Source organism: Pseudomonas sp. CHM02 (assembly GCF_000612585.1).
Lineage (GTDB): Bacteria > Pseudomonadota > Gammaproteobacteria > Pseudomonadales > Pseudomonadaceae > Aquipseudomonas.
The window spans coordinates 1-21,502 of the sequence record NZ_JFCA01000019.1 but is presented as its reverse complement, the minus strand read 5'-3'; the positions used below and the strand labels follow the sequence as shown (position 1 = coordinate 21,502).

Genomic DNA, 21,502 nt, shown 5'->3' with positions numbered 1-21,502 from the left:
ACGCAACCGCCCGGGATTTAGGCCCAAGTGTTGTAAATACTGAACGCTGTCGCCATGATAACGCTCAATTACAACAAAGCCTGAATCCTAGGAGGCTCCCGCATTGGACGTCGGCGAACGACTGCAATCCATCCGTAAACTGAAGGGTCTTTCCCAGCGCGAGCTCGCCAAGCGCGCGGGTGTCACCAACAGCACCATTTCGATGATCGAAAAAAACAGTGTCAGCCCTTCGATCAGCTCCTTGCGCAAGGTGCTGGGCGGCATTCCCATGTCGATGGTCGAGTTCTTTTCCGAGGAGATCCTCCAGGAAATACCGACGCAGATCGTCTATAAAGCCAATGAGCTCATCGATATCTCTGACGGCGCCGTCACCATGAAACTGGTGGGCCGCGCGCACCCGAGCCGGGCGATTGCGTTTCTCAACGAGATCTACCCGCCGGGCGCCGACACGGGCGAAGAAATGCTCACCCACGAAGGCGAAGAAACCGGGATTCTGGTGGAAGGTCGCCTGGAGTTGGTGGTCGGCCTTGAAACTTTTGTGCTCGAAGCGGGCGATAGCTACTACTTTGAAAGCACCAAGCCTCATCGTTTTCGCAATCCGTTCGACGTGCCGGCGCGACTAATCAGCGCAGCCACACCCGCGAACTTTTAAGAAAAGAGGCGTCCTGCCAGCGTTGCAGAGACACCCGCAGCTGTATTCCGTGAGGCCGAATCTCCCTTTATTTAATAGGGTTGTTTCGGCCGGACGGGCTAACCGTTATACTTTCGCCGCCTGCGAAACCGTGGCCGCAGGCGTGAATAGCCACCATTGAGGGTGAACGCGTGAACCTAATTATGAAAATGCTGGCTGCACCAGCAACCGTACTGGCCCTATGGGCTGTCAGCGCTCAAGCTGCGACCAATGATGAGATCGCCAAGCGCCTGGAGCCTGTCGGCCAGGTGTGCGTCCAGGGCCAGGAATGCAAAGGGATGGAAGTGGCGGTAGCCGCAGGCGGCGGCGCTGCGAAGACGCCGGATGAAATCATCGCCAAGCACTGCAACGCTTGCCACGGCACCGGCCTGTTGGGCGCGCCGAAAATCGGCGACACCGCCGCGTGGAAAGAACGCGCCGACCACCAGGGCGGCCTGGATGGCATCCTGGCCAAGGCGATTACGGGTATCAATGCCATGCCGCCAAAAGGCACCTGCGCTGATTGCTCGGATGATGACCTGAAAGGGGCTATTAAGCAGATGTCGGGGTTGAAATAAGGCGCGGAGTACTTATACAGAGGGGAAGGTCAATGAGTGACTACCCCTCGTATATTCGCAATAGTGAATAGTAATTCGTCAAAGTATAAAAGTCGCGAGTAGTCCGACAGCGCCTAGAAGGAAACCTACCAGAGCCCCGCGACCTGGAAGTTCCTTTAGCATTACGTAAATGACCAGGGGCTCTAGGATAAGCAGCAATGTCAGTGATGCGACTGTGACGACCCATATATTTCCTGTTCCTTGGTAACCAAACCAATATGCAAATATCAGGCATATGCCCGCGACACATATTAATATCATGGGCTTTATAAAAAGCTCGGGATGTTCTACTGCTTTTCCAGAAAGCTTTGATGCGTATACCTCGCTATATATAGTGAGTATTTCACCGATTGCCATAAGCGCCATAGACAGGATTAAGTAGTGGATATTTTTCATTTTTGGGGTCTTGTTATTATGGCCAGTACTTCATTCGCTGTAGATTCTGCGAAGTCAGCGCTGCCTAAGAGGAAATGAGGGCCATCATGGTCGAGTAAAAACGTATTTTCGTATTGGTCACTCTCCAGCAGAATAATTTGTCGTAGTGTGTTCTCAATTTCCTTAGTGTTTGATAAGTGATTACGTCTTAGTAGTTTGACGGCGTTTGCAAAGTGAGTGGCCTCATCAGCGATTAGGTTGCTAATCCACGAGTTAAAGAGTGGGTTTCCAAAGTCGTTGTAAAAAGTGTCTTTTTTGTAAGTTTTAACAGAAGTGTATTCGTCGTAAGCGAACACGGTAAGCAAGCTCAACTCATTTGAGAGTAATTGCTCAAAATGCTCAAAGTTACTTTTTCTTGCTTTCAGTTTTTCTAAAATAGACTCTTCGCTCATATCGTATAGAAGTCGATTTAGCTCAAGAAAGCCGTCGGCATGGTTCTTTTCATCTGCAAACCAAAGATCTAGGTACTGTACGAAGTATGAGGATAGTTTTGGACGTCTCGCATAAAGATAATGGTATAGATTTATCGAGTCGTACTCAGATACTAAATCCGCCAAGAAAAATTCTTTATATTTTGAGTCTATACCGGGGTTAACCCATCCGCTATCAGATATTTGTTTGAAAATGGCCTTGGAACTCCAGTGCCGCTTATTAAGAAAAGTGGGTTTCATTTTTCTATCCTATGGGGCCTTAAGTTGTGGTATTCAGTTTTTTTATGATAGTTGGAATTATAGTTTTTTCGATCTCTGTTTGGGAGATTGGGTAGTCGATGGTGTTGTGATCCAATACAAATGTTCCGGTGTAATCTCTTTTTTCGAAATCCAATTTAAAAAGATGTTTTAGGACGGATGGGGCTTCTGGCAGTCTGTGTGAATACATTAATTTGATTTTCTCTATGAATAGAAAAAAGTGTTTGGTCTCGTCTTTTTTAGCTTTCCTAATCCAGGTTGAAAGTTGCGGGGACTTAAAGTAATCATATTTTTTTATGCTGCGATGATAAACGTGAGTAGTGATTATCTCGTCGTAGGCAAATAAAATTAATAGCTTGAACGGGTCGCTGATAAAAGCGTCTAGGCTGCTAAAGTCGGACTTTCGTGTTTCAACGTCCAATGCGATTTCGTCGAGTGGCAGACCCGTATAGGCCGAGTAAATTAAAGAGAATCCGTAGGCGTGATCGATTTCGTCTCTGAGCCAAGGTTTTAGGGTGTCTTCCAGTTCAATAGTCAGATCTGGATTTTTAGCGTCTATGTGCCAATATAGCCGCCGTGCATCATATTCGGTGATTATTGAATCGAAAAATATATCTTGCCATTCAAGCTTTTCTGTTCGACTAAGTTCTAGCGGTGGGAAGGAAAATCCTTTGAGTATTTCAAAGGCATTGTTCGAGTATTTCAATTGTTCCTTGTTTGACTGTCTAATCATTGTGAGTTCCTTGTTCGGGTGATTGGTTTCGGAAGGCTATTTGTCACTTATGAAATTGTTGAATGATAGTGATCCGTCGGTTTGGGAAGGCCTCCAATTTACTTCTTGCTTCACTATGGGCTCCCAATAAATGGCAGTTATGTCGTATATGTATTTCCAGTCCAAGCTCTCAGACTCTACAATTCCCTCTCTTGGGAATTTTTCCGCCCACTTCATCCCGCCTATAATACTCGCCACTACTTGAAGGCTTGTCGCATTATTGTAGTGTGCAATTTTTTTTGCTTTTCCGATTGATAAGTTTGAGCCGAGCCAAAATGCATTGTATTTGTTGCTGATTAGAAAAATTCCCAGTTCGTCTGCGCCAGATGTTATTTCGTTTTTTAACACTATTTTCTCAAAGTCATAATTTTTCGATTTTTTATCAAGAAGCATAATAGAATCGAGTGTCTGGTCGCATGGCTCATACGCGTAAAACACAGTTGGGCGGTACGTTGGGGCTCTCGGGTCGCCTAAAGTTAGATATTCGGAAATTGAAAGTGCTTCGTTGTGGGTCAACAGGTAAGCGGAAAACTCTAAATAGTTAGGTGACCAACTTTTAACTCTGACTTGATATCCCGACTCACACATCTCTATGGCGTAGCCGTTTTTTTTTGCTCCAAGGGGAGGCGCGCCTTCATGGGTCCCCCAACCTAATTCTGCGGGTTGTAGACATTCGGTTATTAGCCCGTCTGCAGACCATGTAGATACAAAATCAAACGGCGCACGTGTTGTTGAGGGAACTTGCGAGTCGCGCTCAGAAATCTGTATAACCTGTATTTCTAGTTTTTTTGCAAGGGCTGCCCACTCTACTTGGTGATTAGGGTCTGCCGCTATATTGTTAAGGACGGCCATTTCAAGAAGGGCTTTTTTTAAAAGTATAGAAATGAACCCCGGGTTTGCACCGTGTGCCAAAATAGCAGTCGAGCCACTATTTTTACGCTGGCAATTCTTCATCTCCTCCCGTAGTTCGTAGTTGGTTGTAAGCGTCTTATTGCCACCGGTGCCGTAGCTCCAAGGCTCTATGCATGTGTCCAGATAAAGTGAATTATGCCTCTGTGTAAGTTTTGCTATGGCTAGGCTCGATACTGTGACCGCAAGATTAATGAGAAAGACATTTTCATTTAGGTGGGGAGACAAAATGCGATCAAAATTTTCAGAGGTTATGGGGAAGCTTTCTAGATTTGCTAGAAATTCGCTAGCAATTAAGAAGTGCGTTTTCTGGGGCGACTTTTCGAAGATAGTGATTGTTGCTCCGTTATAATGCTTTGATAGAAGTGGCAGCAAGCCTTGGGCGATACTTCCAAAACCGATTATGATTATGTGGTTTATCATTGTAATGGTTAACCTGTTTTTATTGGTGGGTGTGTAAGTACTTCTAGTTTTTATGCTAGTGGATATGTGAGTGGTTTGTTTTTTTCGAGGTCCTATGTTTGTGTAAGACTTGATTCGATAGTTTGTAGGGTTTTTCCTTTTATTTGATTGGCTGTTAAACTTATTTATCAAGCCCTTATTTTGATTGAATTGCTGGATTTTCAGATTGATTGCTGTTCATTGCAGCAAACACCCGCCACTCTCTGTCCAACCCCTAATCACGGAATGTTCAGGAGGGTCGGATGGTGCAGTTGTGTTCAATCGAGCAAGCAGTTGACGATGTACTGGCGCGGTTGCCGGCGCATATCCACATGGGCATGCCGCTTGGTCTGGGCAAGCCGAACCTGTTCGCTAACGCGCTTTACCGGCGCGTCGCCAAATTGCCCGAGCGCTCGCTGACGATCTATACCGCGTTGAGCCTGGGCCGGCCAAAGATGGGCGATGGCTTGCAGAAACGCTTTCTCGAACCGTTTATCGAGCGGGTGTTTGGCGATTACCCCGAGCTGGATTTCCTCGCCGACCTGCACAAGGACAGCCTTGCGAAGAACATCCATGTGCAGCAGTTCTTCATGCAGCCCGGCAGCCTGCTCCACAGCGAGTCGGCCCAGCAGGATTACGTGAGCAGCAACTACAGCCATGCCGCCCGCGACATCAACGCCGCAGGCCTGAACCTGGTGGCGCAATTGGTCGCCAGCAGCGCCGAACATCCTGATCGCCTGAGCCTGAGCTGCAACCCGGATATCACCCTCGACCTGCTGCCAATGATCGCCAGGCGCCGCGATGCCGGCGAAACCGTGCTGATCGTCGGCCAGGTTCACAGTGACTTGCCCTATATGCCCGGAGACGCCGAGCTGGGCATGGATGCCTTCGATTACCTGATCGATGAAAAAGACAGCACCACGCTGTTCTCCACGCCGAATATGCCGGTGGGTTTCCAGGACCACTTCATCGGCCTGCATGCCAGCACGCTGGTGCGCGATGGCGGCACCTTGCAGATCGGCATCGGTTCCATGGGCGATGCGCTGACGGCCGCACTGCTGGCGCGCCAGGCAGATAACGAAGCCTATCGACTGCTGCTGACGGACCTCGATGTGTATCGATGGGCGCCCCTGATCAGCCGAGAAGGCGGTGTCGATCCTTTCGCCCGTGGCCTCTACGGTTGCAGCGAGATGTTCGTCAACGGCTTGTTGGTGCTGGCGGACGCGGGGATTATCCGGCGCAAGGTTTACCCGGATGTGGCGACGCAGGAGCAGGCCAACGCCGGCACGCTCGACGACGCTGCGCAGCCCGACGGGATTTCGATCCATGGCGGGTTCTTCCTGGGGCCACGCAGTTTTTACCAGCGCCTCCAGGAAATGACGCACGCCAAGCGCCTCGAATTCAACATGACCCGCATCAGTTACATCAACGAGCTGTACGGCCAGGAAGAGCTCAAGCGCCTGCAACGCCTGGATGCGCGGTTTATCAACAGCGCAATTATGGTGACACTGCTGGGCGCGGGCGTGGCCGACCAGTTGGAAGACGGCCGTGTGCTCAGCGGTGTGGGCGGGCAGTACAACTTCGTTGCCCAAGGGCATGCGCTGGAAGGTGCGCGGTCGATCCTGATCTTGCGCAGCTGGCGCGAGTCGGCGGGGGAGGTCAGTTCCAACATCGTGTGGGAATACGGCCACTGCACGATTCCTCGGCACCTGCGGGATATTGTCATCACCGAGTACGGCATTGCCGATTTGCGTGGGCAGACGGATGCCAAGGTGATCGAGGCATTGCTCAATATCACCGACTCACGGTTCCAGGACGATTTGATCGAGCAGGCGCAAAAGGCCGGCAAGCTAGCGAAGGATTTCCAGCTGGATCCACGCTTTGCCGATAACACGCCGGAGCGGCTACAGGCGATTCAAGCGCGTCATCGTCGGCTGTTCCCGGAGTATCCGCTGGGCAGCGATTTCACGGACGAGGAGCGGGATTTGTTGCGCGCGCTGAACTGGCTCAAGAGCAAATTCAAGCTCACGGAGATTCTGGAATTGGGCAAGGCAGCGCTGGATGCGCCTGAGCCGGAGGCGTTTCCCAAGCATCTGGAGCGCATGCGATTGGATAAGCCGGAGGGGCTAAAGGAAGATTTGTATCAGCGGCTGTTGCTGGCGGGCCTGCAGGCGACTGCGAATTAGCCGGCAGAGCAGGGTTCTTGTGGTGAGCGGGCTACACCCGCGCGAGGCAAGCTCGCTCACTACAAAAATTCTGCCAGGCGTGATTATTCGATGAAGGTCACTACGCCGCCTTCCAACGATTTGACCCGTGCCAGGGATTCCACTCGGTATCCCTGCGCATCCAGCTCCGCACGGCCACCCTGGAACGACTTCTCGATCACAATCCCCAAACCGGCGACCGTTGCGCCCGCCTGCTTGATGATCGAGATCAGCGCCTGGGACGCCTTGCCGTTGGCCAGGAAGTCATCGATCACCAGCACGCGGTCGCTGCTGGTCAGGTGGCGCGGGGAAATCGCCACAGTGCTTTCGACCTTCTTGGTGAAGGAATACACCGTCGCTGACAGCAGGTTTTCAGTCAGGGTCAGGGATTGCTGCTTGCGGGCGAAGATCACCGGTACACCCAGGTTCAGGCCGGTCATGATCGCGGGGGCGATGCCCGAGGCCTCGATGGTGACGATCTTGGTGATGCCCGAATCCTTGAACAGTGCGGCGAATTCGTCGCCGATCAGCTTCATCAGTGCCGGGTCGATCTGGTGGTTCAGAAAGGCGTCGACCTTGAGTACCTGATCGGAAAGCACGATGCCTTCTTCGCGAATTTTCTTATGCAGTGCTTCCACGGAAAGCTTCCTCTAATGGCGCGGTGTGCGCCGAAAGTAGATTAAAAAGTAGTCGATTCTAGCGCTTTAACATTGCGCGTATATCCGCCAAGGCGGTGTTGCCGCGAACGGCCTTCACCTCGGTCGGGGTGTCGTCATTGCCTTCCCAGGCCAGGTCGTCCGGCGGCAGTTCATCCAGGAACCGGCTGGGGGCGCAATCGATGATTTCGCCGTATTGCTTGCGCTTGGCGGCAAAGGTGAAGGCCAGGGTCTGACGCGCGCGGGTGATACCCACGTAGGCCAGGCGGCGTTCTTCTTCGATGGTGTCGGCTTCGATGCTGGAACGGTGCGGGAGGATTTCCTCTTCCATGCCCATGATGAACACGTAGGGGAATTCCAGGCCCTTGGAGGCATGCAAGGTCATCATCTGCACACCCTCGGCGCCGTCTTCTTCTTCCTGCTGGCGCTCAAGCATGTCGCGCAGCACCAGCTTGCCGATGGCGTCTTCGACGGTCATTTCGCCGTCTTCGTCTTTTTCCAGGGTGTTCTTCAGCGCTTCGATCAGGAACCAGACGTTGCTCATGCGGTAATCCGCGGCCTTGTCGCTGGAACTGTTGGTGCGCAGCCAGTTTTCGTAGTCAATGTCCATGACCATGCTGCGCAGCGCACTGATCGGGTCTTCGCCGGCGCACTGCTCGCGCACTTTGTCCATGAAGCGCTTGAAGCGTGACAGGCGGTCGGTGAAACGCGAGTCCAGGTGTTCGCCCAGGCCGATTTCGTCGGTGGCGGCGTACATCGAGATCTTGCGCTCAGTGGCGTAGTTGCCGAGTTTTTCCAGGGTGGTGGAGCCGATTTCGCGGCGCGGGACGTTGATCACGCGCAGGAAGGCGTTGTCGTCGTCCGGGTTCACGATCAGCCGGAAGTAGGCCATCAGGTCTTTCACTTCCTGACGTCCGAAAAAGCTGTTGCCGCCCGACAGGCGATACGGCACCTGGTGGTGCTGCAATTTCAGCTCGATCAGTTTGGCCTGGTAGTTGCCGCGGTACAGGATCGCGAAATCGCTGTAGGGCCGGTCGGTGCGCAAGTGCAGGCTGAGGATCTCCACGGCCACGCGCTCGGCTTCAGCGTCTTCGTTGCGGCAGCGGATCACGCGGATCTCGTCGCCATGGCCCATCTCGCTCCACAGTTGTTTTTCAAACTCGTGGGGGTTGTTCGAAATCAGCACGTTGGCGCAGCGCAGGATGCGGCTGGTGGAGCGGTAGTTCTGCTCCAGCATCACCACTTTCAGGGACGGGTAGTCGTCCTTGAGCAGCATGAGGTTTTCCGGGCGGGCGCCGCGCCAAGCGTAGATCGACTGGTCGTCGTCGCCTACCACGGTGAACTGGTTGCGCTTGCCGATCAGCATTTTCACCAGCAGGTATTGGCTGGCGTTGGTGTCCTGGTATTCGTCCACCAGCAGGTAGCGCACCTTGTTCTGCCATTTTTCGAGGATGTCGGCGTGTTCCTCGAACAGCTTCACCGGCAGCAGGATCAGGTCGTCGAAGTCCACCGCGTTGAACGCCTTGAGCGTGCGCTGGTAGTGGGTGTAGACGATGGCGGCGGTCTGTTCCTTGGGGTTGCGTGCGTTTTCCAAGGCCTGGGCGGGCAGGATCAGGTCGTTTTTCCAGGCGCCGATCATGTTCTTGATCTCATCCACGCCGTCGTCGCCTGCGTATTCCTTTTGCATGATGTCGGTCATCAGCGACTTCACGTCGGTCTCGTCGAAGATCGAAAAGCCCGGCTTGTAGCCCAACCGTACATGCTCCTTGCGGATGATGTTCAGCCCCAGGTTGTGGAAGGTGCACACGGTGAGGCCACGGCCTTCGCCACCCTTGAGCAGGGTGCCGACGCGCTCTTTCATTTCTCGCGCCGCCTTGTTGGTAAAGGTCATGGCGACGATGTACTGGGCGCGGATGCCGCACTGCTGGATGAGGTGCGCGATCTTGCGGGTGATCACGCTGGTCTTGCCGGAGCCTGCACCGGCGAGCACCAATAGAGGGCCGCCGACGTAGTTCACGGCTTCTTGCTGCCGGGGATTGAGTCGGGACATACAGAATTCAGGGAGTCGTTATTCAAAAGGGCGGGCATTTTAACAGGCTGGCAGGATTCTGCCCTGTCAGAACGACAGTGTGACGTACCACTCGATCTAAATTTGCCGGTTTTGATACTTTGCCGCAGGATGTCGGGGTTGTTTGAGACTAATGTTTACAGTCCGCGTGTTTGATAACCCCTATCATTGGTGATTGTCAGGGCGCACGTCATAATGCCCGCCGCCACGTTTTTTTGCAGAGTCTAGGGAGCTAGCTTGTCTACGCCTGTCGAACCCTTGCGTTTGCTGCTGCTGGCCGATGAGCCCGCGTGGGCAGCGTTATTGCGCGAGTGCCTGGCGCCGATGGGCGAAGGGGCTGTGCTGATCAGTGCGCCAAACTGGGACTCCGTGAGCCGTCTGTTCGATGACGACCACAGTGCCGTGCTGTTGACCACGCCCAGCCTGCAACCCGGACCTGGCCGCTGCAGCCTGCCGTGCGTGTTGCTGCTGGAGCAGGAGCCGCTGGTTTCTCCCCTGGGCGTCAGCGACTGGCTGGTGCGTGATGTATTGGACGCCGATACATTGCGCCGCTGCCTGCGCCACGTCCGCGAGCGTGGCGTGCTGGAAAACACCCTGCAACGCCTGGCCGAGCAGGACCCGCTCACCGGCATCGCCAACCGCCAAGGCTTCCAGACCCTGCTCACCGCGCGACTGGCCGAGAATGAAGGCCGTGGCCTGGCCCTCGGCCACCTGGACCTCGATAACTTCCGTCACGCCAACGACGCCCTCGGCCACCAGGCCGGCGACCGGTTGATCCTGCAAGTGGTCTCGCGGCTCAAGAGCCAGCTTGAGGTCGGGGACCAACTGGCGCGCCTGGGCAGTGATGAATTTGCCCTGCTGATCGACACCCGCCGGGCGCCCCAGCGCGCCGAGTGGATGGCCGAGCGCATCACCGAGGTCATGGCCGAACCCTACTGGGTGGATGGCGAAAGCCTGCTGATCGGTTGCAGCCTGGGTGTGGCGCATGCCCGCGCACGCGCCGGGGCCGACCCGCTGATGTGGCACGCCCATATCGCCATGCAGCAGGCCAAGAGCACCCAGGGCTGTACCTTTCATATCTTCAACGAACGCATCAACCGCAACGCGCGCAGCCTGGCTGACCTGGAAAGCGAGCTGCGCCGCGCCTTGCGGCGTGATGAGCTGGAGCTGCATTACCAGCCGCGCCTGGACCTGGACGACGGGCATATCGTTGGCCTCGAGGCCCTGGTGCGCTGGCGCCATGGCGAGCGTGGCCTGTTGCCGCCGAGTGAATTCGTGCCCCTGGCCGAGCAAAGTGGCCTGATCGTGCCGTTGGGCTACTGGGTCATCTCCCGGGCCCTGCGTGACATGCAGGACCTGCGCGAACGCGGTCTGCCGCCGCTGCACATGGCCGTCAACCTGTCGTTCCGTCAGTTCCAGGACAGCCAGTTGCTCTCGACCCTCAGCCGGCTGATTGCCGAGCGTGGGGTGGAAGCGCAATGGCTGGAGTTCGAACTCACCGAAACCGCCGTGATGCGCCGCAGTGACCTGGTCAAGCAGACCATGGACGCCCTCGGCCGCCTGGGAGTGCGGTTCTCGCTGGATGATTTCGGCACCGGTTTCTCATCGTTCGTGCACCTCAACAGCTTGCCGATCGCCTTGTTGAAGATCGACAAGAGTTTTGTCGGCGGCATGGAAGAGCGCGAAGAGAACCGCAAGCTGGTGCACGCCATGATCAACCTGGCCCACAACCTCAATCTGGAAGTGGTCGCCGAGGGTGTGGAAACGCCGGAGCAACTGGCGCTGTTGCGCTTGTTTGGCTGCGACCAGGCCCAGGGTTACCTGATCAGCAAGCCGCTGCCGTTGCCGGAGTTGGTGGAGTACCTGACCTTCGGCAAAAGCCAGCAAGCCTTGCTGGGATGAACGGGTTGCGAACCCAGTCAACTGTAGGAGCTAGCTTGCCGGCGATAGCGGTGTATCAGTATCAGATGTTCTGACTGACACGCCGCTATCGCCGGCAAGCCGGCTCCTACAGGTCAATGCGCGGTGCTGAATGCCGGGTGAGGTTCCGGCTCTTGCCGAATCATCCGCTTCATCTTCGCCTCAAACGCCCAGGTCAGGCTCACCGCCGCGCACGCCAGGCCCAGCGCCAGCCCCCACCACACGCCGGTCGGGCCCCAGCCCAGGGTGAAGGCCATCAGCCAGGCCGACGGCGCGCCAATCAGCCAATAGCAGCCCGCGCCGATCAGAAAGGTGGTCTTGGCGTCTTTCAGCCCGCGAATGCAGCCCATGGCGATGGTTTGCACGCCGTCGAACAGCTCGAACCACGCGGCCACTGCGAGCAGGCTGACGGCCAGGACGATCACGTCGTGGAACGCCGGGTCGTTGTGGTCGATGAGCAGCCCGATCAGCGGATCGGAAAACAGCCACAGCACCGCGGCGAATCCCAACATCACCGCCGCGCCGAATCCGATGCCGACGCGTCCGGCCATGCGCGCATGCACCAACTGCCCGGCGCCGTAGTGCTGGCCGATGCGCATGGTCACGGCGTAGGACATCCCCGCCGGGACCATGAATGCCACCGAGACAATTTGCAGCGCGACCTGATGCGCCGCTAGCTGCGTGCTGCCCATGGTGCCCATGCACAATGCCGCAAAGGCAAACAGCCCGACTTCCACGGCGTAGGTGCCGCCGATCGGCAGGCCCAGGCGCCACAACTCGCGCAGGTACTGGGTGTTGAGGCGCAGCAGGCCGGTGCTCAGCGGGTAGGCCGCGTAGGTGCGGTTGCTGCGGATGTACCACATCAGCGCCAGCGCCATGCCGTTGGCGACGATGGCGGTGACCAGGCCGATGCCCATCAGGCCCAGTTTCGGCAGGCCGAACATGCCTTCGATCAGCGCGTGGTTGAGCAGGTAGTTGAGGACCGTGCCACCGAGGCTGATCACCATCACTGGCGTCGCCTTGCCGATCGCGCTGGTGAAGCCGCGCAAGGCCATGAAGCTCAGGTAGCCGGGCAGGGCGAACGGCAGGATCGTCAAGAATTGCCCGGCCGAGTGCACGTTGGTTTCGGTCTGGCCAAACATCAGCAGCAATGGCTTGAGGTTCCATAGCAGCAAGCCCGCGGCCAAGGCCATCAGCCAGGCCAGCCATAGCCCGGCCTGGGTCAGGCGGGTGGCGCCTTCGATATCGCCCGCGCCATGACGGATAGCCACCAGCGTGCCCACGGCGGCAATCACGCCGATGCAGAAAATCGACACGAACGAATAGCTTGCCGCGCCGAGGCCGCCGCCGGCCAGGGCCTCGGGGCTCAGGCGGGCCATCATCAGGGTGTCGGTCAGCACCATCAGCATGTGCGCCAACTGTGAGGCAATCAACGGCCCTGACAGCCGCAGAATGGCCCAGAGTTCGGTACGTGCCGGATGCTGCATGATCATCACACTCGACAATTCGGAGGGTTGGGGAAGGGTTGATTCTCGGCGCTCCCAGCCCATTGCACAAAGGGATAAATGCGATCGTTCACATGATTAAAACTCATGCCTGTTTGATTCTGGTAGGGTTTGCGCATTGCACTGTCGGAGCTTTCCCAATGTCCCGTCGTCTTCCTCCGCTTTATGCCTTGCGTGCATTTGAAGCCGCCTCTCGGCACAACTCCTTCACCCGAGCGGCGGAGGAGTTGTCCATCACGCAGAGTGCAGTGAGCCGACATATCCGCACATTGGAGGAGCATTTCGCCTGTCGCCTGTTCCAGCGCAGCGGCCGCAATTTGCAGCTCACCGAAGCGGCGCGCCTGCTCTTGCCCGGCGTGCGCGAAGGTTTCGCCGCGCTGGAGCGGGCCTGCCATACCCTGAACGCCGAAGATGACATCCTGCGCATGAAGGCGCCCTCGACCCTGACCATGCGGTGGTTGCTGGCGCGGCTGAGTCGTTTCCGGGCTTTGCAGCCGGGCAACGAAGTGCAACTGACCAGTGCCTGGATGAGTGTGGATGAAGTGGATTTCAACCAGGAGCCGTTCGACTGTGCGGTGCTGCTGAGTTATGGGCATTTTCCGGCGGACTGGGAAGCCAGTTATCTATTCCCGGAATTGCTGATTCCGGTGGGTGCGCCCAATCTGTTGGCGGATGGGCCCTGGGACGCCGCACGCTTGGCCACCGCCGAATTGCTGCACCCCACACCCGACCGTCGCGATTGGCGCAACTGGCTGGAGCGCATGAGGTTGTCATCCCAGGTGTCGCTCAAGGGCGGGCAGGTATTCGATACCCTCGAATTGGGTATGATCGCCGCCGCGCGGGGCTATGGTGTGTCGATGGGCGACTTGCTGATGGTGGCCGAAGACGTCGCCCAGGGGCGGCTGAGCCTGCCCTGGCCAACCGCCGTGGCCAGTGGTGAAAATTATTACCTGGTGTGGCCGAAAACCCGACCCGGCGGCGAGCGTCTGCGGCGCTTGGCGGAGTTTCTCCAGGCGGAAGTCAAGGCCATGGAGTTGCCTCAGGTTGAACGCCTCGATTGAGGGGGGGACGACCGTTCGTGCAATCGTTTGCGTGATACCCCTGTGATTCGCTCAAGTATTGCCGCGCGCCGCCGAAGTAGGTGTGTTGGAACCCTCGTGCTTCAACGTTTCCCACTAGATAATTTGCCGAGTAGCGCTATGAGATCAGGATGATCCTGGCCTCGGCCAGGAGCCTTCATGTCTCAACCTCGCGCCCGGATAGCCTCACAGTTAGGCCTCGCGTTAGCCGTGATTCTGGCTGTCGTCATCAGCGGCAGTACCGTGTTTGCCTTGCGTTCCCTCGACTCAGCCAACCTCGACACCCGAGAGGAACACCTGGCCAGCGAGGCGCGTTTGCTCGCCGACCAACTCAATACCTTCCACAGCACCCTGCGCGAAAGTACGCAGCGCTTGAGCGGGCTGTTTGAAAAGCGCTTCGGCGCCGGCTTGAGTGTGCGGGCTGACCAGTCGGTGGCCGTGGCCGGCGTGCAGACCCCTGGCCTGTTCCTGGGCAGCGACCTGCTGAACAACGATTTCGATGAGGTCGATGAGTTCAAGGACACCTCCGGCGGCGTGGCCACGGTATTCGTGCGCAGCGGCGAAGACTTCATCCGCATCAGTACCTCCCTGACCAAGCAGGATGGCAGTCGCGCCATCGGTACGGCTCTGGATCACCAGCACCCGGCTTACCAACGTCTGCTCGCCGGGCAGAGTTACGTCGGGCGCGCCGTGTTGTTCGAACGCTCCTACATGACCCAGTACACACCGGTGCGTGATGCGGCCGGCAAGGTGATTGCGGTGCTGTTTGTCGGCTTCGACTACACCGATGCCCAGAACGCCCAGTTCGAAAACCTCAAGCGCTTCCGTATCGGCAAGACCGGCTCCCTGGCCTTGCTGGATGAACAGAAACGCTGGTTGGTACCGCCTGCCGGCGTGCAAGCACTGGACCAGTCGATTCCGGTGATGCTCGACCTGGCGAAGAAGCCCGGCGAAGGCCGCTTCTGGAGTGACAAGAACGAAGACTTCTACAGCGTCTCGGTGCCTTTCGAAGGCGGGCCGTGGTCGGTGGTGGCGAGCATGCCGAAGGCGGAAATCCGCGAAGTCACTTGGGCCGTGGGGATCCGTCTGGTGATTGGCAGTGTGTTGGCGATGCTGTTCGCGGTAGGCGCAGCGGTGTGGTTGCTGCGCAGCAAGTTGCAGCCTCTGAGTGACCTGGTGCGTCAGGCCGAGGCCTTGGGCGCCGGCGACTTGAGCGCGCGCCTTAACGTATCCAGTCATGACGAAATCGGCCAGTTGGCGCGCAGCTTCAACCAGATGGGTGAAGCGCTATCGACCATGGTCTCGCATATCCGCAAAGCGGCCGAAGAGGTCAACAGTCGTGCCCAGGCGCTGTCCGGGTTGTCCGGTGGTGCCTATGAGGGCATGGAGCAGCAGTCTGGCGAAATCACCAGCATGGCCGGCGCGGTGGAAGAGTTCAGCGCCACTTCGCTGAACATCGCCGACAACATGGGCAACACCGAACGCCTGGCCCAGGAAAACGCGCAACAAACCCGCATTGGCCGTACCTCGATGCAAGAGGCGTCGTCGTCCCTGGAACACATCGCCACTGCGCTGAACAGCACCGCCACGGTGATCAACACCCTCGGCCAGCGTTCCCAGGAAATCGGCGGGATCGTCGGCGTGATCACTTCGATCGCCGAACAGACCAACCTGCTGGCGCTCAATGCCGCCATTGAAGCGGCACGGGCCGGTGAGCAAGGTCGTGGTTTCGCCGTGGTTGCCGACGAAGTGCGTAACCTGGCATCGCGCACGCGCCAGGCCACCGATGAAATCTCCGGGATGATCCAGAGTATCCAGCAGGAAACCGGCAACGCCATCAGCACCATGGAACACGGCAACGTGCTCATGCAGGAAGGCCTGTCGCGCAACGCCGACGTGGCCTCGGCCCTGGCGCGTATCGATGAGCAAAGCCGCTCGGCCGGCCAGCAATTCGCCGCGATCACCACGGCCACCCAGGAACAGAGCAGCACCGCGACCTTGCTCAGCAGCAACTTGCAGAGCATTGCGCTGGCCAACAGCGAGCAGCGCGAAGTGGTGTCGAACCTGGCCATTACCGCCAAGGAACTGGAAACCCTGGCGGCGAGCTTGCGCCATGAGGTTGACCGCTTCCGCTGAAACCACCCCATCCCTGTAGGAGCAGGCTTGCCGGCGATGGCGGCCCTGGAATCACCGCAAGGCCACTGGCGCATCGCCGGCAAGCCGGCTCCTACAATGTTGGGCAATCAGGTGATTGCTGCCGGGCGATATTGCAGGGCCTCTTGCAGATGATGGCGAGCGATGGCGTCTGCTTGCTCCAGATCCGCCAGAGTGCGCGCCACCTTGAGCAGCCGATGGGCCGCGCGCAACGACAGCGTCAGCCGTTCGCAGGCGGTTTCCAGCCAGCCTTCATCGACCTTCGCCAGCTTGCAGTGCTTGCGCAGCCCCGGCAGATCAAGGAACGCATTCGCACAGCCCTGACGTTGATGTTGGCGATTGCGGGCCTGAGAGACCCGTGCCGATGCCTCGGCCGTGTTATCGCCCGCCTGTTGGGTTGGATTCAGCGCGGTGGTTTCCCGGGCTACGGTGAGGTGCAAGTCGATGCGGTCCAACAAGGGCCCGGAGAGCTTGTTGCGATAGCGCTGGATTTGCTCCGGCGTACAGCGACAGCGCCCACTGGGTTCGCCCAGATAGCCGCAAGGGCATGGATTCATCGCGGCCACCAGTTGAAAGCGTGCCGGGAAACTCACCCGGTCGCGGGCGCGGGAAATCACGATGTGCCCTGATTCCAAGGGCTCACGCAGTACCTCCAGCACCTTGCGGTCGAACTCCGGCAACTCGTCGAGGAACAACACGCCGTGATGAGCCAGGGTGATTTCCCCTGGTTGCGGCTTCGACCCGCCGCCCACCAGCGCCGGCCCCGATGCCGAGTGGTGCGGCTGGCGAAACGGTCGATGGGGCCAATGGCTCAAGGGCGCCAGGCTGACCACGGATTGAATCGCCGCGACTTCAAGGGCTTCCTGCTCGCTCAACGGTGGCAGCAAGCCGGGCAGGCGGCTGGCAAGCAATGTCTTGCCGGTGCCCGGCGGGCCGCTAAGCAGCAGGTTATGCGCGCCCGCCGCTGCGATCAGTAGCGCGCGCTTGGCCGTCAGTTGGCCCTGGACTTCACTCAGGTCCGGGTACGGTTTGTTCAAGTACAGCAAACCGTCGGACTTGTAAGGCTCGATGGGCTGATGCCCATTCAGGTGCGCCACTACCTGCAGCAAGTGGTCCACCGCGATCACCTTCAACCCTGACGCCAGGCACGCCTCCTCGGCATTCGCCCGCGGCACTATCACGGTGCGTCCAGCCTTGCGCGCCGCCAGAGCGGCCGGCAACACGCCTTTCACCGCCCGCACCTCGCCGGACAGCGCCAATTCTCCCAGGCATTCCACGTCATCGAGCATCAGCGCCGGCACTTGCACGCTGGCGGCCAGGATCCCCAGGGCAATTGCCAAGTCAAAACGCCCGCCGTCCTTGGGCAGGTCGGCGGGCGCGAGGTTGAGGGTAATGCGGCGGGCGGGGTATTGCAGCGCGGAGTTGAGAATGGCGCTGCGCACGCGGTCCTTGCTTTCCTTGACGGCCGTTTCCGGCAAACCCACCAGCGTCAGGGATGGCAAACCATTGGCCATGTGTACTTCAACGGTGACGGCAGGGGCTTCGACGCCGATCTGGGCGCGGCTGTGGACAATGGCGAGGGACATGCTCGTTCCTTGAAGAATGGAGGCCGCTTCCTGCGGTTTTTCAAGAGTAGTCGAGGCGGGGAGGCGCGAGGCGGGGAGGTTTTACAGAACGTATCCAGAGCGGTGGAAAATCAACTGTAGGAGCGAGCTTGCTCGCGAAGACCGTCAACGATAGCGCAGCGAATCTGGTTTGACGCGGCGCTCTCGGGTTCTTCGCGAACAAGCTCGCTCCTACAAGGGAGGGGTTATTCGGTTGGCGGCGTCAACCGCGCTTCCAGCTCAGCGACTTTGGCCTCCAGGCTCTCCAGCCGCGCACGCGTGCGGGCCAGCACGACCATCTGGCTGTCGAATTCTTCCCGGCTTACCAGGTCGAGCTTGCTGAAGCCGCTTTGCAGCAACGCCTTGAACTGGCTTTCGATTTCATTGCGGGGCAGCGGGGTGTCGCCGCTGAACAGGCGAGAGGCGTGGCCGCTCAGGGCGTCGAGGAGGTCTTTGGGCGCGAGCATGGGAAATATTCCGGAAAACTGTTGGCCGGCAGTGTATCACGCAGCGTCTATAGTCTTTTTCATGTCCTCGGGCGCACGGTTTTCGCGCAAGGGGTCGGGCGGCGGCGCACTGTTTTTGTGCGCATTGGTGCCGCCAAAAAGCCCCGCAGGTGGGCATAAGTGGGCAAAGGACTGATTTCAGTGATTTTTACGGAGCTGGCAAGGTTTCTGCTTAGACGATCATGACCCATGCACTGATGCAGTCGCTGTGACGAATGCAGTGCGCCGACGGATCAGGGGTACAGGTTTCGTCACCAGTGGTTCGCTGGCGTCGCAACGGCATCTGCTCTTGCGACGACGCGTTACAAAGCCAGGCACTGCGCTTAGACTTGAGACGGGTTTGTTTTCCTGGGGCAAGTCCACCAATTCGGGAGAGAGTTTTCATGAAGCTAGTCACTGCCATCATCAAGCCGTTCAAGTTGGACGATGTACGCGAGTCGTTGTCCGAGATCGGCGTGCAGGGCATTACCGTTACTGAGGTCAAAGGCTTCGGTCGGCAGAAGGGTCACACCGAGCTGTATCGCGGCGCGGAATACGTGGTCGATTTCCTGCCGAAGGTGAAGATTGATGTCGCCATTGACGACAAGGATCTTGACCGGGTTATCGAGGCGATAACCAAGGCCGCCAACACCGGCAAGATCGGTGACGGCAAGATCTTCGTGGTCAATCTGGAACAGGCTATTCGCATCCGTACCGGCGAAACCGATACCGACGCAATCTAAGCCGCCAAACCCCAACGCCCCAGGAGAAAACAATATGACTCTGCGTAAATTCGCAGGGCTCGGAGCCCTGTTGTCCATCGTAATGCCAAGCCTGGCCATGGCGGCAGACGAAGTGGCTGCTCCAGTCCTCAATTCCGGCGACACCGCATGGATGCTCACATCCACTGCGCTGGTGCTGTTCATGACCATTCCAGGCCTGGCGCTGTTCTACGGCGGCATGGTTCGCTCCAAAAACATTCTTTCCGTGATGATGCAGTGCTTCGCCATTACCGGCCTGATCACCATCCTGTGGTTCGTCTACGGCTACAGCATGGCGTTCGACACCACCGGGATGGAGGCTGGCGTCGTCAACTTCAACTCGTTCGTGGGCGGCTTGTCCAAGCTGTTCCTGTCGGGTGTGACCCCGGCGAGCATCACTGGTCCGGCGGCGCTGTTCCCTGAGGCCGTGTTCGTCACTTTCCAGATGACCTTCGCGATCATCACTCCGGCGCTGATCGTCGGTGCCTTCGCCGAGCGTATGAAGTTCTCCGCGATGCTGATCTTCATGGGCGTCTGGTTCACCCTGGTGTACGCGCCGATTGCTCACATGGTATGGGGCGGCCCGGGTTCGTTGCTGGGCGACTGGGGCGTGCTGGATTTCGCAGGCGGCACCGTGGTGCACATCAACGCCGGTGTTGCTGGCCTGGTGGCGTGCATCGTGCTCGGCAAGCGTAAAGGCTTCCCGACCACTCCGATGGCGCCTCACAACCTGGGTTACACCCTGGTCGGTGCGGCCATGCTGTGGGTCGGCTGGTTCGGCTTCAACGCCGGTTCCGCTGCTGCTGCCAACGGTACTGCCGGCATGGCGATGCTGGTCACCCAGATCGCTACCGCTGCTGCGGCGCTGGGCTGGATGTTCGCTGAGTGGGTCACCCACGGTAAGCCAAGCGCACTGGGCATCGCCTCGGGTGTGGTGGCCGGCCTGGTCGCCATCACCCCTGCCGCTGGCACCGTGGGCCCGATGGGCGCCCTGGTGATCGGCCTGGTTGCCGGTGTGATCTGCTTCTTCTGCGCCACCAGCCTCAAGCGCAAGCTGGGCTACGACGACTCCCTGGACGCGTTTGGCGTGCACGGTATCGGCGGTATCGTCGGTGCGATCCTCACCGGTGTGTTCGCAGCCCCTGCACTGGGCGGCTTCGGTACTGTGACTGACGTGGCGGCACAAGTCTGGATCCAGGCTAAAGGCGTCGGCTTCACCGTGATCTACACGGCTATCGTGACCTTCATCATCCTCAAGGTGCTGGATGCGGTCATGGGCCTGCGGGTTACCGAAGAAGAAGAGGCGGTCGGCCTCGACCTGGCGCAACACAACGAGCGCGGCTACAACCTGTAAGTACGCGAAAAAAAGATGCCCGGCTTGCCGGGCATTTTTTTGCCTGGCGTTTGTCAGTCATAACAAGCTGTGCCGGTTTTTGCGTCGAGTTTGTGATGGGGCGCACGTGGCACTTTTCAGCATGCGAATGTCTTACAGGCATGTAGGCGTATTCGACACTTTGTTTTTTCCCAGAGCGCGCTAGAATGCGCGCCGATGGGCGGAGAACTGTATGTGGCAACAGACCCTGATTACCCTGCGGGCCAAGCCCCGGGGCTTTCACCTGGTGACCGATGAGTTGCTGGCCGGCTTGCCTGAATTGAAGGCCTGTCGCGTGGGCTTGTTGCATCTGTGGCTGCAGCACACCTCGGCCTCGTTGACCGTCAACGAGAATGCCGACCCGGCGGTTCGCCGTGACTTCGAACGTTATTTCAACTCGCTGGTGCCGCAAGGCCGCGCAGGGTTCGAACACAACGACGAAGGTCCGGATGACCTGCCGGCGCACTTCAAGGCCAGTCTCCTGGGCTGCCAGCTGAGTTTGCCGGTGAAGGCCGGCCGCTTGGCGATGGGGACCTGGCAAGGTGTTTATCTGGGCGAGCACCGTGATCATGGCGATGCTCGTAAAGTCCTCGCCACCTTGCACGGTGATGGGGCATAAGCCACTGGTTATCCAGTGGATGTTGATTTTTTTCCAGCAGCCGTCGACAGAGGGTGAAGCTGGGCTATAACTAATCTGCTTTTCGCAAGTCATGAGGTAGAACATGAGCGACGATGATCTGGAAAACGACGAACTCGAAGTAGGTGACGAAGACGACACCGAAGAAGGTCTTGAAGCGGCGGCGGAAGACGTTGCTGACGACGACGGTGGCGATGATGCACCGGTCCCGGCTGCCAAAGGCAAAGCCAAGGCGGCTGTGTCGGTAGATGAATTGCCGAGCGTTGAAGCCAAGAACAAAGAGCGTGATGCCCTGGCCCGTGCGATGGAAGAGTTCCTCGCTAAAGGCGGCAAAGTGCAGGAAGTCGAGGCTAACGTGGTGGCAGATCCACCGAAGAAGCCGGACAACAAGTACGGCAGCCGACCTATCTGAGGTCAGTCACCTGCTTGTAAGAAAAAGCCCGCCGTCGCTGCGGGCTTTTTCATGCCTGGCGCAATACCCTGTGGGAGCGGGCTTGCCCGCGATGGCGCAGTGTCAGTCAATG

The 21,502-nt window shown here is 58.0% G+C and carries 19 protein-coding genes; 10 read left to right on the top strand and 9 right to left on the bottom strand.

Going from position 1 to position 21,502, the window contains the following annotated elements:
* The first annotated feature begins 103 nt into the window (after positions 1–103).
* Together BM70_RS0112545 and BM70_RS0112540 are read left to right on the top strand one after the other, a co-directional pair.
* The gene (locus tag BM70_RS0112545) at positions 104–652 is read left to right on the top strand and encodes a cupin domain-containing protein (protein WP_003176893.1); all 549 of its coding nucleotides are present in this window, start codon (positions 104–106) and stop codon (positions 650–652) included.
* Positions 653–834: 182 nt separating this feature from the next.
* Positions 835–1,248: a cytochrome c5 family protein gene (locus BM70_RS0112540; protein WP_043274234.1), complete on the top strand. Its 414-nt coding sequence runs from the start codon at positions 835–837 to the stop codon at positions 1,246–1,248.
* Between the two features lie 78 nt (positions 1,249–1,326).
* Here the strand turns inward: BM70_RS0112540 and BM70_RS0112535 are convergent, their stop codons facing one another.
* From BM70_RS0112535 to BM70_RS31235, 4 genes are read right to left on the bottom strand one after another with little or no spacing between them, the layout of a single operon-like run.
* Positions 1,327–1,683 carry a hypothetical protein gene (locus BM70_RS0112535; protein WP_025856339.1) on the bottom strand — a complete coding sequence of 119 codons (357 nt, stop codon included), beginning with the start codon at positions 1,681–1,683 and terminating at the stop codon, positions 1,327–1,329.
* Positions 1,680–2,393, bottom strand: coding sequence for a hypothetical protein (locus tag BM70_RS0112530; protein WP_256220898.1), 714 nt, complete (start codon positions 2,391–2,393; stop codon positions 1,680–1,682). Before BM70_RS0112530 ends, BM70_RS0112535 begins: the two co-directional genes overlap by 4 nt.
* Before the next feature lie 19 nt (positions 2,394–2,412).
* Positions 2,413–3,144 (bottom strand): ferritin-like domain-containing protein, encoded by a 732-nt coding sequence (locus tag BM70_RS0112525; RefSeq protein WP_025856337.1) that lies wholly within the window; start codon positions 3,142–3,144, stop codon positions 2,413–2,415.
* 36 nt (positions 3,145–3,180) lie between these two features.
* Positions 3,181–4,515, bottom strand: a complete 1,335-nt coding sequence (locus BM70_RS31235) for a saccharopine dehydrogenase NADP-binding domain-containing protein (protein WP_043274233.1) — start codon at positions 4,513–4,515, stop codon at positions 3,181–3,183.
* A 281-nt stretch (positions 4,516–4,796) separates the two neighbouring features.
* On the opposite strand from BM70_RS31235, the gene BM70_RS0112515 reads away from it, so the two are divergent.
* Positions 4,797–6,719: an acetyl-CoA hydrolase/transferase C-terminal domain-containing protein gene (locus BM70_RS0112515; protein ID WP_025856335.1), complete on the top strand. Its 1,923-nt coding sequence runs from the start codon at positions 4,797–4,799 to the stop codon at positions 6,717–6,719.
* Positions 6,720–6,802: 83 nt separating this feature from the next.
* Here BM70_RS0112515 and BM70_RS0112510 read toward each other — a convergent pair whose 3' ends face one another.
* Together BM70_RS0112510 and rep are read right to left on the bottom strand one after the other, a co-directional pair.
* Positions 6,803–7,375: a xanthine phosphoribosyltransferase gene (locus BM70_RS0112510; RefSeq protein WP_025856334.1), complete on the bottom strand. Its 573-nt coding sequence runs from the start codon at positions 7,373–7,375 to the stop codon at positions 6,803–6,805.
* A gap of 58 nt (positions 7,376–7,433) precedes the next feature.
* On the bottom strand, positions 7,434–9,443 hold the full coding sequence (gene rep / locus BM70_RS0112505) for a DNA helicase Rep (protein ID WP_016975907.1): 2,010 nt from the start codon (positions 9,441–9,443) through the stop codon (positions 7,434–7,436).
* Between the two features lie 255 nt (positions 9,444–9,698).
* Between rep and BM70_RS0112500 the strand changes: the two genes are divergently transcribed.
* Entirely contained in the window at positions 9,699–11,363 is a 1,665-nt protein-coding gene (locus BM70_RS0112500) for a bifunctional diguanylate cyclase/phosphodiesterase (RefSeq protein ID WP_025856333.1), read from the top strand.
* A 113-nt stretch (positions 11,364–11,476) separates the two neighbouring features.
* Here BM70_RS0112500 and BM70_RS0112495 read toward each other — a convergent pair whose 3' ends face one another.
* Entirely contained in the window at positions 11,477–12,874 is a 1,398-nt protein-coding gene (locus tag BM70_RS0112495) for a NorM family multidrug efflux MATE transporter (RefSeq protein ID WP_025856332.1), read from the bottom strand.
* 152 nt (positions 12,875–13,026) lie between these two features.
* Between BM70_RS0112495 and BM70_RS0112490 the strand changes: the two genes are divergently transcribed.
* Positions 13,027–13,947, top strand: a complete 921-nt coding sequence (locus tag BM70_RS0112490) for a LysR substrate-binding domain-containing protein (protein WP_025856331.1) — start codon at positions 13,027–13,029, stop codon at positions 13,945–13,947.
* Positions 13,948–14,124: 177 nt separating this feature from the next.
* A complete protein-coding gene (locus BM70_RS0112485) occupies positions 14,125–16,101 on the top strand; it encodes a methyl-accepting chemotaxis protein (protein WP_025856330.1) in 1,977 nt (658 codons plus the stop codon).
* 107 nt (positions 16,102–16,208) lie between these two features.
* Here BM70_RS0112485 and BM70_RS0112480 read toward each other — a convergent pair whose 3' ends face one another.
* A complete protein-coding gene (locus BM70_RS0112480) occupies positions 16,209–17,705 on the bottom strand; it encodes a YifB family Mg chelatase-like AAA ATPase (RefSeq protein ID WP_025856329.1) in 1,497 nt (498 codons plus the stop codon).
* A gap of 224 nt (positions 17,706–17,929) precedes the next feature.
* The gene (locus tag BM70_RS0112475; protein WP_025856328.1) at positions 17,930–18,190 is read right to left on the bottom strand and encodes an accessory factor UbiK family protein; all 261 of its coding nucleotides are present in this window, start codon (positions 18,188–18,190) and stop codon (positions 17,930–17,932) included.
* Between the two features lie 422 nt (positions 18,191–18,612).
* On the opposite strand from BM70_RS0112475, the gene glnK reads away from it, so the two are divergent.
* The 4 genes from glnK (at position 18,613) to sutA (ending at position 21,390) form a co-directional block, all read left to right on the top strand.
* Positions 18,613–18,951, top strand: a complete 339-nt coding sequence (gene glnK / locus BM70_RS0112470; RefSeq protein ID WP_002555808.1) for a P-II family nitrogen regulator — start codon at positions 18,613–18,615, stop codon at positions 18,949–18,951.
* Positions 18,952–18,985: 34 nt separating this feature from the next.
* A complete protein-coding gene (locus BM70_RS0112465) occupies positions 18,986–20,323 on the top strand; it encodes an ammonium transporter (RefSeq protein ID WP_025856327.1) in 1,338 nt (445 codons plus the stop codon).
* Positions 20,324–20,534: 211 nt separating this feature from the next.
* Positions 20,535–20,960: a secondary thiamine-phosphate synthase enzyme YjbQ gene (locus BM70_RS0112460; protein ID WP_025856326.1), complete on the top strand. Its 426-nt coding sequence runs from the start codon at positions 20,535–20,537 to the stop codon at positions 20,958–20,960.
* Between the two features lie 103 nt (positions 20,961–21,063).
* Positions 21,064–21,390, top strand: a complete 327-nt coding sequence (gene sutA / locus BM70_RS0112455; RefSeq protein ID WP_015886504.1) for a transcriptional regulator SutA — start codon at positions 21,064–21,066, stop codon at positions 21,388–21,390.
* Positions 21,391–21,502 lie beyond the last annotated feature (112 nt).

Coding starts and splice junctions, on each gene's coding strand:
- BM70_RS0112535 (WP_025856339.1), bottom strand. CDS start 1,683: ATGAAAAATATCCACTACTTAATCCTGTCTATGGCGCTTATGGCAATC.
- rep (WP_016975907.1), bottom strand. CDS start 9,443: ATGTCCCGACTCAATCCCCGGCAGCAAGAAGCCGTGAACTACGTCGGC.
- BM70_RS0112475 (WP_025856328.1), bottom strand. CDS start 18,190: ATGCTCGCGCCCAAAGACCTCCTCGACGCCCTGAGCGGCCACGCCTCT.
- BM70_RS0112460 (WP_025856326.1), top strand. CDS start 20,535: ATGTGGCAACAGACCCTGATTACCCTGCGGGCCAAGCCCCGGGGCTTT.
- BM70_RS31235 (WP_043274233.1), bottom strand. CDS start 4,515: ATGATAAACCACATAATCATAATCGGTTTTGGAAGTATCGCCCAAGGC.
- glnK (WP_002555808.1), top strand. CDS start 18,613: ATGAAGCTAGTCACTGCCATCATCAAGCCGTTCAAGTTGGACGATGTA.
- BM70_RS0112485 (WP_025856330.1), top strand. CDS start 14,125: ATGTCTCAACCTCGCGCCCGGATAGCCTCACAGTTAGGCCTCGCGTTA.
- BM70_RS0112530 (WP_256220898.1), bottom strand. CDS start 2,393: ATGAAACCCACTTTTCTTAATAAGCGGCACTGGAGTTCCAAGGCCATT.
- BM70_RS0112515 (WP_025856335.1), top strand. CDS start 4,797: ATGGTGCAGTTGTGTTCAATCGAGCAAGCAGTTGACGATGTACTGGCG.
- BM70_RS0112490 (WP_025856331.1), top strand. CDS start 13,027: ATGTCCCGTCGTCTTCCTCCGCTTTATGCCTTGCGTGCATTTGAAGCC.
- BM70_RS0112540 (WP_043274234.1), top strand. CDS start 835: ATGAAAATGCTGGCTGCACCAGCAACCGTACTGGCCCTATGGGCTGTC.
- BM70_RS0112465 (WP_025856327.1), top strand. CDS start 18,986: ATGACTCTGCGTAAATTCGCAGGGCTCGGAGCCCTGTTGTCCATCGTA.
- sutA (WP_015886504.1), top strand. CDS start 21,064: ATGAGCGACGATGATCTGGAAAACGACGAACTCGAAGTAGGTGACGAA.
- BM70_RS0112480 (WP_025856329.1), bottom strand. CDS start 17,705: ATGTCCCTCGCCATTGTCCACAGCCGCGCCCAGATCGGCGTCGAAGCC.
- BM70_RS0112495 (WP_025856332.1), bottom strand. CDS start 12,874: ATGATCATGCAGCATCCGGCACGTACCGAACTCTGGGCCATTCTGCGG.
- BM70_RS0112525 (WP_025856337.1), bottom strand. CDS start 3,144: ATGATTAGACAGTCAAACAAGGAACAATTGAAATACTCGAACAATGCC.